Consider the following 15,389-nt stretch of genomic DNA (forward strand, 5'->3'; position numbering starts at 1 on the left):
AGGCGTCGATTCGAGCGCGATACGAGGGTGTGTGATCGGCGACTGGCGCGGCTGAGGCGACAGTCGTTTGTTTATAAGTAATGGCTGGTGGGTCGACGGTGAACACCTCCAAAGCCCCAGCCGCTCGGCTATACCCCGTTGCAGTCGCTACGCCGGCGAACACCTCCAAAGCCCCAGCCGCGACGGCTCGCGCGGCTCGATGCGCTCCTCGCTCAGTCGCTACCGCTCCTTCGCTCCGGTGCTTTCGTCGCCGTGCTTCGCCCTCGCGACTGCCCCTTTGAGTCCCACCCCGCCCCGCACAGCACCGCACCTCACACCTCCCCAGCCTCGTCAGTCGTCCTTCGCTTCGCTCCGGACGACTGACTCCCTCGTGCGGTCTGCTCGCGGCCTGTCGGCCGCTCGCAGGCGCACGCCACCGCAAAATCTCAGCTCTATTTATAAATAACATCAGTCGCCAGCTACCGATCCGGTGAGAATTTGCCGCGCGCTCACGGGAACAGCAGGTACGCGAACACGCCGTACGCGGCGATGAGGACCGCGCCGTCGACGCGCGAGAGGCGCTGGCCGCGGTACATGAGCCCGACGAAGAGGGCGGTGAAAGCGAGGAGCGCGGGGAACTCGAAGCCGCGGACGCCCGGGCTTACGCCGATCGGTCGGATGACGGCGATGATCCCGATGACGGCGAGGACGTTGTAGATGTTCGACCCGACGACGTTGCCGACGCTGAACTCGGCCTCGCCGCGGACGGCGGCGACGACGCTCGCCGCCAGCTCGGGGAGCGAGGTGCCGAGCGCGAGCACCGTGAGCCCGATGAAGATGTCGGAGAAGCCGGCCGCGGAGAGCAGCGACTCCCCGCCGTCGATCAGCCATTGCGAGCCGAGCAGCAACGCGACGATGCCGCCGACCACGGCGGCGACGTCGCGGAGGCTCGCGTCCGGCATCTCCGCGCGCTCCGCGGTGGAGATACCGGACTGCGTCCGCCGAATCCGGCGCATGACCACGACCGTGAACGCGACGAGCACGCCGAGCAATAGGACCCCTCCCGGCCGACCGATCCGGCCGTTCCAGCCGAGGCCGACGAGCAGCAGCGCAGCGAGGGCCATGAACGGGACGTGGCGCTCGAACACCGTCTGGGAGACGTCAAGCGGGCGGATCAGCGCGGAGACGCCCAGCACGAGCCCGATGTTGGCGATGTTCGATCCGAGAATGGTCCCGAGCCCCACGTCCGTCGACACGGTCACGGCGCCGAGCAGCGAGACGAACAGCTCGGGGGCGGTCGTCGCGAACGCGATGACGGTGACCCCGACCGTCGACGCCTTCAGGCCGACCGCGAGCGCGAGGTCGCTGGCGCCCTTGACGAGCAACTCGGCGCCCGCGTAGAGGAAGGCGGCACCGCCGACGAGGAGCAGCAGTTCAGTGAGCGGCGACCCGAGCAACACGGCTCCCGATTGTCGTCGGCATTTTAAAAAGCGCCGTGGTTCGGAGCGGTCGGAGAAGCCGGTCGCCCGTCCGCCGGCTCAGGCGTGCGTCGCCCGGAACTGGCCGTGTTTCACGCCGATGGCGAACGCGAGCGCCCCGAAGAGCAGCATCGACGGGACGACCATCATCAGGGTGGTCTGCACCGGCATCATCCCGCTTCCGATCAGTCCAGCGGTGCCGACCGCGACGATCAGTACCAGCAGCGCCGCCGCCCGTGGGAGGTCGAACTCCATGTCAGGGGTTCGTCCCGAGACGGCCTAAACGTTCGGCTCGACGATAGTGATCGAAACGGTCGGCCCGGCGATAGCGATCGAAACGGTCGGCTCGGCGACGGTGGCGGCGTCGCGCGGGCTCACCCCGTCACGCCTCGATGATCTCGTCGTCGTCGGGCTCCTCCGGCACCGTCAGCTCGCCCTCCATGGAGACGACCGCACGGCCGCCGACCCGAACCTCCTCACCGTCGACCCGGACCCTGACGTGCCCGGGGCGGTCGACGAAGTGGCCCTGTTCGAATCGGAGCTCGTCGGGGAACTCGCCGTCGAACGCGTCGACGGTCCGCAGGTACGCCCCGACCGCGCCGCTCGCCGTGCCCGTCACGGGGTCCTCGGCGACGCCGACCGCGGGCGCGAACGCCCGGCCGTGGAGCGTCGACTCCGCCTCGAGCGCGTCGAAGGTGAACGCGTAGATCCCGGCGACCTCGTGTGCGTTCGAGATCGCCTCGATCGCGGCCGCGTCGGGCTCGGCCTCGCCGAGCCGCTCCAAGAAGTTGACAGGGACGACGAGCCACGGGAGCCCGGTCGAGGCGACGGCGACGGGGAGGTCGGCGCCCACGTCCCGGAGTGCGGCGGGGTCGATCCCGAGCGCGTCGCCGAGGCGGTCGGCGCCGAGCTCGGCCTCGGCGACCCGCTCGACCGTCGGCGGGTTCTGTCGCATCCAGACCGTACCGTCCTCGTCGACCCGGATCGAGAGGTCGCCGACGTTCGTCCGGAGGGTGCGCTCGCCGGCGTCGATCGCTCCGGCGTCGTACAGCGCGGCGTAGCTCGCGATCGTGGCGTGACCGCAGAGGTCGACCTCCGTCGAGGGGGTGAAGTAGCGGACCCGCTCGTCGGCGCCGGCGTCGCCGTCGGCCTCATTACCCCCGGCGTCCGGCTCGGAGAGGAACGCGGTCTCCGAGGCGCCGAGCTCGGCGGCGATCCTCTCCATGCGGTCGTCGCTCAGTCCGGCGGCGTCCGGTACCACGCCGGCGACGTTCCCGGCCAGCGGTTCGTCCGTGAACGCGTCGACGAGCAGCGCGCGTCGCGTTTCCATGGGTCACCCTCGTGGGGCGCCGTAAAAAAGGGTCCCGAGCCGGCCCGGGACGATGTCAACCCTTTTGCCCTCGACGGCGGATGTACCCCTATGGGCCTCTTCGACCGGTTGCGCGGAACCGACACCCCGCGCGTGGCGTTCATCGGGATCGACGGTCTCCCGCACGGTCTCGTCGCCGACAATCCGGACACGTTCCCGACGCTCTCGGCGATCGCCGCCGACGGCGACGGCGGGCCGATCGACAGCATCGTGCCGCCGGAGTCGAGCGCGTGCTGGCCCGTGCTCACTAGCGGCCAGAACCCCGGTGAGACCGGGGTCTACGGCTTCCAAGACCGAGAGGTCGGCACCTACGACACCTACGTGCCGATGGGCCGGGACGTCCAGGCGACCCGCGTGTGGGACCGCGCCACCGACGCCGGGCTCAACGCGACGGTGATGAACGTCCCCGTCACGTTCCCGCCCCAGCGGACGGTCCAGCGGATGGTGTCCGGCTACCTCTCGCCCGACGTGGACAAGGCCGCACACCCCGAGGAGCTCCGCGAGTACCTCACCGAGAGCGACTACCGGCTGTCGGTGAACGCGAAGCTCGGTCACAAGGCGGACAAGTCCGAGTTCATCGAGCACGCCCGGGAGACGCTCGACGCCCGCGCCGCCGCGTTCTCCAGGTACGTCGAGCGCGACGACTGGGACCTGTTCGTGGGGGTGTTCACGGCGCCGGACCGGATCAACCACTTCCTGTGGGGCGACTACGCTGACGCCGGCCGGTACGGCGAGGACCTCCTCGACTTCTACGCCGCGCTCGACGAGCACATCGGCGCGATCCGGGAGAGACTCCCGGACGACGTTCGCCTCGTCGTGGGCTCGACCCACGGATTCACGCGGCTCCGCTACGACGTCTACTGCAACGAGTGGTTAGAACGGGAGGGGTGGCTCTCGTACGCCGACGCCGACGACCACGGCGCGCTGACCGACATCGACGACGACACCCGCGCGTACTCGCTGGTCCCCGGTCGCTTCTACATCAACCTGGAGGGCCGCGAACCCGAGGGGGTCGTGCCCGAGTCGGAGTACGAGTCCGTGCGCGCCGAGCTGCAAGAGGCCCTCAAAGCATGGGAGGGCCCGGACGGGAAGCCGGTCGCGAAGCGCGTCGTCGAGCGCGAGACCGTCTTCCGAGGCGAACACGACGAGATCGCACCGGACCTCGTCGTCATCCCGAATGAGGGGTTCGACCTCAAGTCCGGCTTCCGCCCCCACGACGAGGTGTTCGACCCGGACGGCCCGCGGACGGGGATGCATACCTTCGAGGACGCCGCCCTGTTCGTCGACCACCCGGACGCGAACGTCGAGGACGCGGACCTCCTCGACGTCGCGCCGACGCTCCTGCGACTGCTCGACGTCGACTACGGCCGGACCGACCTCGACGGCGCGAGCCTGATCTGAGATGGAACGGACGCCGGACGGGACCCCGGTCGGCGTCGACGACCCGTACGCGGTCGCCGGCGTCTGCGACCACCTGACCGACGACGGTCGCTGTCGGTTCGCGCTGACCCGCACCGGCGACGACCCGGAGTTCGCCGCGGCCCGCCGCGCCGACGGCTACGCCTGTCACGTCGGTCCAGACGACGCGTGGCGGGCGTGTCCCCACTACCGTTCGACGACCGACGGCCGCGAGTGCCGCCGCTGCGGGCTCGAAGAGGTCCGGATCGCCCACGACGACGCCCGACCGCTGGTGGAGGAACACCACCTCTCGTACGGCGGAAACGGACCCGTCGCGACAGCGGACCCCGACGACGGTGCCGGCGGGCACCCTGACGACGGTGCCGGCGGGCACCCCGACGACGCCGGTCCCCACGAGATCACCGTCGCGCTGTGCCGCTGGTGTCACACGAAGGTCCACAAGTCGTTCGCGCGGATCGACGACGACGCGAGTCCGGACCCCGAGGCGATCGCTGAGCGAGAGCGCCGGCGAAGCAAAGAGCAGTCGGAGTCCGCCTTCGAGACGGCCGGCGAGCGGTTCGACGAAAGCGAATAGTCGAGGCGGACGGCTCCGTCGGGTTCAGCGGCCGTCTTCAGGCGTCCGGCCGCGGTCGGATCAGGTTCGCGAGGGCGACGAGCGCACCGAGGAACCACCCGAGCGGGACGGAGATACCGACCCACATCAGCACGTAGCCGAGGCCGGCGACGCCCCACTGCTCGCCGAACGTCTCCAGGTCGAAGGCGCTGCGGAGGGTCTCGTTGATCCCGCCGACGCCGAGGATCGTATCGAGGATCCAAACCGCGAGCTGGTAGCTCGGGTCGAGCACCAAACTCGAGATGGAGGGCGTGAGCAGCCCGGCGACGACCGGCGGGAGGAAGATCGCGGTCATCGCGAACGGGTACGCTAAGAGCACGCTGACGAACCGCCCGCCGGTCTTCGAGAACCCGGCGGCCGCGCCCGCGGAGACGACCGCAACGACGCTGGCGCCGCCGATTCCGAGCATCACCTCGGTCGGCAGTTGGAAGTGCGCGAGCAGGGTGAGCGAGCCCCAGACGAGCGTCGCGACGACGACGGCGCCGAGCACGCCGAAGCGAGCGACCGCGGAGTCGAGCTTCGCGGCGTAGTACCGCGTGGCGAACCCGACGAGCAGGAGCGGGTACGCGACCGCGACGAGCGGGGCGCCGAGTATCGCCCAGAGGTAGTACCCGACGGTCTGGACGGAGGTCTCCGGTTTCCACTTCCCCAGCACCGCGCTCGGATCGAGCTGTCTGGGGAAGACGACCTCCATCCACGTCTCGTGGAGTCGGACGACGTCAAGGAGGAGCGCTTCCACCAGACTGGTTTGTCCTCGGCGTTCCATTTGGCTCACCTCGCGCACGCCACACCGTGAACTTTGTGCCTTCGTTCGGGCGTCTGTCAGTACGCCCCGATTATCAGACGGTACGCCCTGCGCCGATACGCTTAACCGTTTCAGCGGGCCTATCATCGCTCATGCATAGACGTGGACTGCTCGCGGCGGTCGCCGCATCGACGTCCGTCGCCCTCGCCGGGTGTGCCGCCGGCGAAGACGGGAGCTACGAGTACGACGCGAGTCCGGCACAGATCCCGTCGGAGGCGGCCTCAGAGGCCGGGTATACGGGCGAGGAGCCGGAGTCGTTCACCATCGAGCAGGAGTTCGACGTGGCGGGCGTGAACGCCCAGGTGTCGGCGACCACGTGGGTGGCGGGGTACGAGAACCAGAACAACGGCTCCGCGCTGTTCGTGGCGAGCACCCCGAACGCGTCGGTGGGCGGGCAGTCGGTCAACCCGCTGGTTCGCGCCGACGACGCGGAACTGATCCGCCGGCTGTTAGAGCAGGTCGAGCAGCGCGGGATCGGCGGCGAGGGAACCGACATCGAGGCCGAGGACATCGAGAACCGCGGGTCGGAGACGCGGACCATCCTCGGCGAGGAGGTGGAGGTGTCGATCCTCGAAACCACGGTTGACGCGGAGGTCGGCGCCGGCGGCAATCAGAGCGGCAGCGTCGAGGACGTCCCGGTGTTCATCTACATCGCGACCGTTCAGCACGACGACGACGTGGTCGCGCTCATCGGCGTCCACCCAACCGCGGTCGACGCCCGCGACTCGGTTCTCTCCTTGATGGAACAGGCCGAGCACTGATCGACCGCTGACACGTCGGCTGCGTCTGTTAAGCGACGGCACCGCAAAATCTACCTCGCTAATCGCCCGACATGAGTCGATTTCGATCGAATTCGTTTCCGTGAGTGGAAGCTTCGACGTCCGTAACTGATTTAATAAATAATCAACCGAATTCGCATATCCCACGACTCGAGACGACAGCGGTGTAGCGAGTTCGTCGGATATCACAGCGCAGACACTCTCTAGCCGCTGCCCTATCGATCGTGGCTCGCCACGATGGATCGAAAAAACTCAACCTACGAACCGGTGGTCATCTTCGTCATTTGTATGGTTGTTATTTCAGGTGTCGCGATGGAAATAACTCTGGTGTCGGCAGAAACGGACAAGGACCGATCTCTCAATATATCTAATTCAGGAGATGCTGGGAATTTATTCTCATTCGAGAACACGCATAGTATCTCAAATATAGAAATAAACGTAGACAATAAATCAGCCAGTGAATATATGACACTATATATAAACTTTGTAGAATTGCAAAATTCTGGCATAAATGTGTCTGATGTTGGTGTTAAAGGATCAACAGTCTCAAACGCAGAAGTTATTGAAGTAAACAGACAGAAATCTGACGGAGAAAGAATACTTGCGATACAAATTAAGCGTCAAAATACCAGCAATCCGGTTCAGATCAAATCTGTAAAATTCGACAAGATCAACGGATCAAGGGGACAAAAATCAAACAATATCCAATACAGAGTTGGTGTGATAGATAACAACTCAACGGACAGTTATAGTGAGTTAAAAGCGAAAGGAAATATAAGAAAATCGACAGTATTTGATTTTATTGACGGTTCTATCAAAGTGAAAGATCAGGCAACAGTTTCTACAAATTTTATGAGAAGTAGTAGGACGTCATCAGGAGTGACTATTAGCGGGCTTAGTTCAAATGATAATGCAACAGTTGTACTTACTGACAAAGAATATGGCGAGATTGTCGGATATAAATCGCAAACAGTACAAGAAATGAGTATGAATGATAGTATTTCACTCAACACCTCAAATCTTGGTGGGAAATATAGAGTATATCTTATACCGACTGGAAAAATTAGCATAAATGAAGATGATATCGGTACAGAGCTATCAGATAGATCAAGAAGCTCCGCGGTTGACAAAGATAGATTTCATGTGTACCTAGGTACGGTAGAGTTCAAAAACGAAGAATACACGGCGAGAGGAGCTACCAACATCTCCATAGCAAGGTCTGAGGTACGAGACACGGTCGGTATGAATACTCCATATATTATTTCTATACATCCATTAACTGCTGATAATAAGGTTGCTTACGATGAATATATTGGTTACTCAGATGTATTAGTTGGTGTAAATGATGAATTAGCAGTACCCATTAGAGATGCTAGAGGTAATGAGAATAGGGTCTGGCACAGTAACCGGTTTGTGGCAATAATAAGACTTGCTCAGGGACAAAAACCGGGCGAGCCTGTTGATTTGAATACTACAGAGCCGTTGCCAAATTCAGATATAAAACATCAATTTGTAGATGGAGGTGTATCCGACAGTGCAAATATACATATTAACAATATTCCCACAGAGCAAAACAGCAGCAGGGTAGATCGCCGATTTAATCATACGGGCTATAGCGGGGAGCAATTATATTCCGGAGAAGTAGTTGTATTCGAGAATAATACGTCAACAACAAGGATTGTTAAATTACAAAGAAATATTTCAGATAATAAGTCAGTAATAGCCGGTATCGGTAGCCATCTGAATGACACCAACGGTGTGGTTTTTAATACGACAGGATTGAAAACAGGTATTTATTCGCTCTCTGGCGGTGGATTTGCAAGCAAAAATCAATTTAAGTTATTCGGGAGGACCGATCAGGAGGTGAAATTCAAGAACGCTATACAAAAAACAAAAATTGGATCACGGGCCCACTATAGACTATATCATAACACTTCAGAGGTGAGTCTGAAAATTTCAGATTCAGATACAAATAGAACAATCGCAACTGCTAACCTCTCTACACCGGCTCCCGGACGCACATCGATTGGGGTGAATACGTATGCCCTCGGCAACGAATCGCTGACAGATAGGTTTGTCACCGCGGGGCCGGGCGCGACCGTGGAATCGGTCGACACGTCGATATCGAACAGGACGCTTCCTCCGGGAACGTACCGGATCGCCGTCCGCTCCGAACAGGGACTCGCCTCAACAGCCGACGAGGCCACTGTCACGATCGGGAGCCGTTCGACGAACGGTGTGACCGCCTACGCGACGACCGCCCTCGACCGAGGCGACCTCGGGACGGCCGACGCGGTGCGACGGGCGATCGCGAACGGAACGCTCTCGCCGACGTCGACCGTCGCCTCGAACGAGACCGTCGTGTACGCCGCGAACGCCACGGGATTGACCGGGCTGCCGGCCGCGCAGAACGCGACCCCCGAGACGGGCGCCGACCTGAGTCAGCTCGGCGGGCTCGCCTTTGGCGTGCGGTCGAACGCGTCGGCGACGGATGACGACGGGACCGACGCAGACGGGCCGGTCCCGCCGAACTCGTCCGTCCACGTTGACAGCACGGGGCTCTACCTCGTCGCCGAGGGCGCCGACGCGCTCGCGACCGATGAGACGCCCGCCGACGGAGAGACGTTTACTGCCGAGTTCCGCGTAGAGGACGAGCGCCTGCGCGAGGCCGCGTCGGACGCGACGGACGACCACGCCGTGTCGACGACGGTGACTTTCGAGGCGCTCCCGACGAGCGAGGGGGACGAAGATACTGCAAGCGACGATCCGATTGGAGGCGGCAGCGGCGGTGATGACGGTAATGGCAGTAACGGTAGTGGTAGTAGTGGCGGTAGTGGTAGTAGTGGCGGTAATGGCAGTAACGGTAGTGGTAGTAGTGGCGGTGGTGGCAGTGACGGTAGTGGTAGTAGTGGCGGTGGTGGCAGTAACGGTAGTGGTAGTACTGGTGGCGGTGGTAGCGGGGGAGCTGGCGGTGGTGGAGGAGCGTCCGGCGGCGGTACCGGCGCGGGCGGCGGTGCGACCGCCGGCGGAAGCGGACCGGCGGAGGCGACGCCGGGGGCGGGAGCCGCGCCGAGCGGCTCAGAGGCGGAGAAACCGAACAGGAAAAACGGGGACCGGTCCGTGATCGGTCCCGGACGGAACGAGGACCGGTTCGGGATCCGCCCGGTGGCCGACGTCCGACCGGTCGCAGGCGGCGATTCGATCGCGTCGCCCGCGTCCGTCTCGCCGACGGTGGCCTCCGCCAACGCGGGTGCCAGTCCGACCGAGGGCGACGCCCCCTCGTCCAAGCCGGGCGCGGATCGCGGCGACGCCGGATCGGACCGCGCGGGCGGCGACAACAGCGGGGCAGAGGCGACCGAGGTGGCGGGAGCGAACGGGGCGGACGCCGAGTCAGACGTGCGGGACGGTCCGGCAGCGAAGTCGGAGTCACCGGACGGCGAGCCGGAAACGCCGAGCTACGACGACGCGCCGATCCGGACGACCGCCGACGACGTGCCCGGGTTCGGCCCGCTCGTCACGCTAGTCGCGCTCCTGCTCACCGGGAGACTCGCCGCGCGACGGCGGAGTCGGGGCCCGTGAGAGCGTGTTCCGGCAGTCCCGCGGCGACTCGGGCGGTATCCTTTTGCTGGACCGCACCCTCCCGTGAGGTATGAGCGTGACCATCACCCCGCCGCGGGAACGCGAGTGCGAGCTGTGCGGTCGCCGGGAGCGGTGGGACGAGGAGGCCACCGGCTGGCAGATCGCCGACGAACCGGGCGAGGTCTACTGCATCCACGAGTGGGACATCAACGGGTCGTTCACGCCCCTGCGCGAGTGACCGGCCCGTCTCACACCGGGCTCGTCTCGCTCGGCGACGAACTCCGGCTCGGTCAAAAACGGCGAACGTTCGACGATTAACAATACAGTATTATTTTCGGGATTCGGGCCCGTAACGGCACAGATTTGTTCGTTTGAGAGGCTCTAGTAGAACTAATCCGGCACATAACTGATCGGGCGTCGAGCGTGTCAACGGTTATGCACCCATGATGGATAATTACCTTATATTCCCTAATGTGTGTACGAGGGATCCTACCCGTATCAGGGTCATACCTTTAAGCGATCATCTGTGAGTGCGGGGCATGACCGAGCCACGTAGTAACACCCGGGGGGATTCGGAGTCCTCGGGCCGCGGTGGGGGGCTTGCGACGGTATCGGACGAGCGATCGAACTGCGGGATCGGCGGGATCGTCGACCTCGACGGGGACCCGAACCACGAGACAGTGACCGATGCGGTCCGGCTGCTGGAGAACCTCGAGCACCGCGGCACCACGGGCGCCGAGGAGAACACCGGCGACGGGGCCGGCATCATGGTCGCGCGCCCGGACGGCTTCTTCCGCGAGGTCGTCGACGCCGACCTCCCCGACGAGTACGCGGTCGGCTCCGTCTTCATGCCGACCGAGCAGAGCGTCCAGGCGGAGATCCACGACGTCATCGCGGAGGTGTTCTCCGTCTACGGGCTGGAGGTGCTCGCGTGGCGCTCCGTCCCGACCGATAACGCCGACCTCGGCGCGACCGCGCTCGACTCGGAGCCGGAGGTCGCCCAGCTGTTCGCCGCGCCCGTCGAGGGTGCCGGTCTCGCAGAGCGGTTCACCAGCGAGGAGACCCGCCCGGACGACGTCGACCCGGAGCTGCTCGGGTTCGACCGCGCGCTGTATGCCGCCCGACGCGAGATCGAGAACGCGGTCGCCGACGTCGACGGGGCCGGGCGGTTCTACGTCTGCTCGCTCGACCGCCAGCGCGTCGTCTACAAGGGCCTGCTGAAGGGCTCGCAGCTCGCCGACTACTACCCGGACCTGACCGACGAGCGCTTCGCGAGCCACGTCGCCTTGGTCCACGCGCGGTTCTCGACGAACACGCTCGGCGCGTGGCACCTCGCGCACCCGTACCGCAACATCGTCCACAACGGCGAGTTCAACACGATCCGCGGGAACGTCAACTGGATGCGCGCCCGCGAGAACGACCTCGACCATCCGGCGTTCGGCGCCGAGCTCGACACGATCAAGCCGGTGATCGACGACCCGAACCAGTCGGACACCGCGAGCGTCGACAACGCGGTCGAACTGCTCCTCCAGGCCGGCCGCGACCTCCCGCACACGCTCCGGATGCTGATCCCGGAGGCGTTCCGCGACGACGACCTGATGGACGCGGCCCGCACCGACTTCTACGACTACCACGCCTCGCTCGTCGAGCCGTGGGACGGCCCCGCCCTCGTCATCGGCTTCGACGGCGACCGCGTCGCCGGCGTCCTCGACCGCAACGGGCTCCGCCCGTGCCGGTACGAGGTGACCGAGGAGAACCGGCTGATCGTCGGGAGCGAGGTCGGCGCGCTGCCGACCGACCCCGCCGACGTACAGCGCCGCGGGCGGCTCCAGCCCGGCGAGATATTCGTCGCCGACCCCGAGGAGGGGCGGATCGTCCCGGACGACGAGGTGTTCGCCGAGCTCACCGACGAGAAGTACGGCGAGTGGGTCGACGAGCGCCAGGTGGACCTCGACGAGGTCGTCGTCGAGGTCGACGAGGAAAGCGGATCTGAGAGCCCGGCCGAGGCCGACGACGAGGGCGACGAGGCCCCGACGGTCCGTGCCCACCAGGCCGCGTTCGGCTACACGACCGACTCGCTGAACCACCTCGTCGAGCCGATGGCGAAAGACGGGAAGGACCCGGTCGGCTCGATGGGCGACGACACGCCGCTGTCGGTCCTCTCCGACGTCGACCGCCCGCTGTTCACCTACTTCAAGCAGCTGTTCGCGCAGGTGTCGAACCCGCCGATCGACTACATCCGCGAGGAGCTCGTCACCTCGCTGGAGACCCGGATCGGGAACCAGCGGAACCTGCTCGACGAGACTCCCGAGCACGCCGAGCAGATCGTCTCCGACTCCCCCATCCTCACCGACGCCGAGACGGCGGCGCTGAAGGCGCTGGACAGCGGCCCCGTCGACGGCGACGGCCCCGCCTTCGACTCGGTGACCGTCGATATCACGTACGACCGCGAGGCGTCGCTCGTCGACGCCGTCACGCGGATCCGCAACGAGTCCGCGGCCGCGATCAGGGACGGCGCCGACGTGGTCGTCCTCTCCGACCGCGCGGTCGGCCCGGACCGGCTCGCGGTCCCGAGCCTGCTCGCGACCGGCGCGGTCCACCACCACCTCGTCCGGAACGGGCTGCGGAACCGCGCCGGAATCGTCGTCGAATCGGGCGAACCGCACGAAGTACACCACATCGCGACGCTCGTCGGCTACGGCGCCGACGCGATCGACCCGTACCTGGCGTACGAGTCTATCGCCGACGTCGTCGCCGGGCCCGACGGCGCCGACGAATCGGAGGCGCTCGCGGCGTACCGCGGCGCGCTGGAGGACGGCCTCCTCAAGACGATGGCGAAGATGGGCATCTCGACGATGGAGTCGTACCAGGGCGCCCAGATCTTCGAGGCGGTCGGGCTCGCCTCCGAGTTCGTCGCCGAGTACTTCGAGGGGACCGAGATCCGCACCGAGGGGATTGGGATCGAGGAGATCGAGGACGACCTCCGGACGCGCCACGCGATGGCGTTCGGCGCCGACCCCGAGCTGGAGACCACGGGCGAGTACGAGCACCGCTCGTCGGGGATCAAACACGGCTGGAACCCGCAGACGGTCGGGACGCTCCAGCAGGCGGTCCGCGGCGGCGACTACGAGCAGTACCGGGAGTTCGCCGAGCTGGTGAACGACCAGTCCGAGGAGCTCCAGACGCTCCGCGGGCTCCTCGAGTTCGAGTCCGACCGCGATCCGGTGCCGGTCGAGGAGGTCGAGCCGGTCGAGTCGATCGTCGAGCGCTTCTCGACGGCCGCGATGAGCCTCGGGAGCATCTCGCCGGAGGCCCACGAGAACAACGCGATCGCGATGAACCGGATCGGCGCGAAGTCGAACACCGGCGAGGGCGGCGAGCCGCCGGAGCGGTTCGGCACCGAGAAGGAGTGCTCGGTCAAGCAGGTCGCCTCCGGCCGGTTCGGCGTCACCGCCGACTACCTCGCGAGCGCGGACGAGCTGCAGATCAAGATGGCGCAGGGGTCGAAGCCCGGCGAGGGCGGTCACCTCCCCGGCGAGAAGGTGAACGAGATGATCGCGCACGTCCGGTGTTCCACGCCGGGCGTCGGGCTCATCTCGCCGCCGCCGCAACACGACATCTACTCGATCGAGGACCTCAAGCAGCTCATCTTCGATTTAAAGGCCGCGAGCCCGGACGCCGACGTCAACGTGAAGCTGGTGTCCGAGGCCGGCATCGGCACCATCGCGGCCGGCGTCGCGAAGGCGAACGCGGACGTCGTCCACGTCTCCGGCCACTCCGGCGGAACGGGGGCGTCCCCGAAGACGTCGATCAAGAACGCGGGGCTTCCGTGGGAGCTCGGACTGGCCGAGGCGAACCAGATGCTCCGCGCGACCGGCCTGCGCGACCGCATCCGCGTGACGGCCGACGGCGGGCTCAAGACCGGCCGCGACGTCGCGGTCGCGGCCGCGCTGGGCGCGGAGGAGTACGTGTTCGGCACCGCGTCGCTCGTCACCTCGGGCTGCGTGATGGCCCGGCAGTGCCACGAGAACACCTGCCCGGTCGGCGTCGCGACCCAGCGGGAGGACCTCCGCCAGCGCTTCCCCGGGCAGCCGGACCACGTCATCAACTACATGACGTTCATCGCCCAGGAGCTCCGCGAGCTCATGGCCGAGCTGGGGTACACCGAGGTCGAGGAGTTCATCGGGCGCCCCGAGCTGCTCACCCAGCGCGAGACGGACCACGAGAAGGCGAAGCACCTCGACCTCTCGGCGGTGATCGCCGAGCCCGCGGGCGACGCCCGGACGAAGACCCGCGAGCAGGAGGACGCCGACATCGAGGCCCTGCTCGACTGGGACCTCATCGACGAGGCGGCCCCGGCCATCGAGGACGGCGCGCCCGTCGCGCTCACCCGCGACGTGGAGAACGTCGACCGCGCGGTCGGCGCGACCCTCTCGAACCGCGTCGTCTCCGAGCACGGCGGCGAGGGGCTCCCGGACGACACCGTCACCTGTCGGTTCGACGGCTACGCCGGCCAGAGCTTCGGCGCGTTCCTCGCGCCCGGCGTCACCCTCGAGCTGACCGGCGCCGCCAACGACTACCTCGGGAAGGGGCTCTCCGGCGGCCGGATCGTGGTCAACACCCCCGACGAGGCGGGGTACGACCCCGCGGAGAACGTCGTCGCGGGCAACGTCGGGCTGTACGGCGCCACCGACGGCGAGGTGTACGTCAACGGCGTCGCCGGCGAGCGGTTCGGCGTCCGCAACTCCGGCGTGCGGGCGGTCGTCGAGGGCGTCGGCGACCACGGCTGCGAGTACATGACCGGTGGGGTCGTCGCCGTGCTCGGCGACACCGGCCGGAACTTCGCGGCCGGGATGTCCGGGGGGGTCGCCTACGTGTACGACCCGGACGACCGGTTCGACGAGCGCGTGAACCGCGGGATGGTATCGGTATCGGCGACGCTCGACGAGTCGGACGAGCGCATGCTGCGGCGGCTCGTCGAGAACCACCGGGCGTACACCGGCAGCGACCGCGCGGCCGAACTGCTCGACGATTGGGCGGCGACGCTGGACGACTTCGTGCGCGTCTTCCCCGACGCGTACGCCGACGTCATCGCCGAGGGCAAGGGCGCCGACGTGCGCGACGAGCCGCCGGCGGCGGCCGAGACCGTCCCCGGCGCCGCGAGCGACCCGACCGGGCAGGCGTCGAGCGACGACTGATCGGAGGGCGGGTCGCCGTTCGGTCTGTCTTTTAAATAGAGCTCCACGGTCAGTCGTCGAGCGCCTCGCTCTCGACCGCCTCCTTTCCCATCGCCCGCTCGACCGCGCGGTCGACGTGTCGCTCGCGGGCGCGGTCGACGAACTCCTCCGGCAGCTCCTCGATCTCGCCG

The 15,389-nt window shown here is 65.8% G+C and carries 10 protein-coding genes; 6 read left to right on the top strand and 4 right to left on the bottom strand.

The features are described from left to right. Window positions 1-488: 488 nt before the first annotated feature. The 3 genes from Hrr1229_RS02375 to Hrr1229_RS02385 form a co-directional block, all read right to left on the bottom strand. Window positions 489-1,439: a calcium/sodium antiporter gene (locus Hrr1229_RS02375; protein WP_123114376.1), complete on the bottom strand. Its 951-nt coding sequence runs from the start codon at window positions 1,437-1,439 to the stop codon at window positions 489-491. Between the two features lie 78 nt (window positions 1,440-1,517). Next, window positions 1,518-1,712 (bottom strand): hypothetical protein, encoded by a 195-nt coding sequence (locus tag Hrr1229_RS02380; protein ID WP_123114375.1) that lies wholly within the window; start codon window positions 1,710-1,712, stop codon window positions 1,518-1,520. 127 nt (window positions 1,713-1,839) lie between these two features. Continuing rightward, the gene (locus Hrr1229_RS02385; protein WP_123114374.1) at window positions 1,840-2,787 is read right to left on the bottom strand and encodes a PhzF family phenazine biosynthesis protein; all 948 of its coding nucleotides are present in this window, start codon (window positions 2,785-2,787) and stop codon (window positions 1,840-1,842) included. Between the two features lie 90 nt (window positions 2,788-2,877). Here Hrr1229_RS02385 and Hrr1229_RS02390 point away from each other — a divergent pair, with 90 nt between their 5' ends. Both Hrr1229_RS02390 and Hrr1229_RS02395 read left to right on the top strand, forming a co-directional pair. Then, a complete protein-coding gene (locus Hrr1229_RS02390; RefSeq protein ID WP_123114373.1) occupies window positions 2,878-4,227 on the top strand; it encodes an alkaline phosphatase family protein in 1,350 nt (449 codons plus the stop codon). Between the two features lies 1 nt (window position 4,228). Then, entirely contained in the window at window positions 4,229-4,819 is a 591-nt protein-coding gene (locus Hrr1229_RS02395; RefSeq protein WP_123114372.1) for a hypothetical protein, read from the top strand. A 37-nt stretch (window positions 4,820-4,856) separates the two neighbouring features. Here the strand turns inward: Hrr1229_RS02395 and Hrr1229_RS02400 are convergent, their stop codons facing one another. Then, window positions 4,857-5,597 (bottom strand): hypothetical protein, encoded by a 741-nt coding sequence (locus Hrr1229_RS02400; protein WP_123114371.1) that lies wholly within the window; start codon window positions 5,595-5,597, stop codon window positions 4,857-4,859. Window positions 5,598-5,755: 158 nt separating this feature from the next. Here Hrr1229_RS02400 and Hrr1229_RS02405 point away from each other — a divergent pair, with 158 nt between their 5' ends. The 4 genes from Hrr1229_RS02405 (at window position 5,756) to gltB (ending at window position 15,219) form a co-directional block, all read left to right on the top strand. Further along, complete coding sequence (locus tag Hrr1229_RS02405; protein WP_123114370.1) at window positions 5,756-6,424, top strand: DUF6517 family protein; 669 nt, start codon at window positions 5,756-5,758, stop codon at window positions 6,422-6,424. A 2,118-nt stretch (window positions 6,425-8,542) separates the two neighbouring features. Further along, window positions 8,543-10,021, top strand: a complete 1,479-nt coding sequence (locus Hrr1229_RS18115; protein ID WP_255212553.1) for a PGF-CTERM sorting domain-containing protein — start codon at window positions 8,543-8,545, stop codon at window positions 10,019-10,021. 70 nt (window positions 10,022-10,091) lie between these two features. After that, window positions 10,092-10,259 (top strand): HEWD family protein, encoded by a 168-nt coding sequence (locus tag Hrr1229_RS02415; RefSeq protein ID WP_176329328.1) that lies wholly within the window; start codon window positions 10,092-10,094, stop codon window positions 10,257-10,259. A 301-nt stretch (window positions 10,260-10,560) separates the two neighbouring features. Next, window positions 10,561-15,219 carry a glutamate synthase large subunit gene (gene gltB / locus Hrr1229_RS02420; RefSeq protein ID WP_123114368.1) on the top strand — a complete coding sequence of 1,553 codons (4,659 nt, stop codon included), beginning with the start codon at window positions 10,561-10,563 and terminating at the stop codon, window positions 15,217-15,219. Window positions 15,220-15,389: the final 170 nt, after the last annotated feature.

Source organism: Halorubrum sp. CBA1229 (assembly GCF_003721435.2).
Classification (GTDB): domain Archaea; phylum Halobacteriota; class Halobacteria; order Halobacteriales; family Haloferacaceae; genus Halorubrum.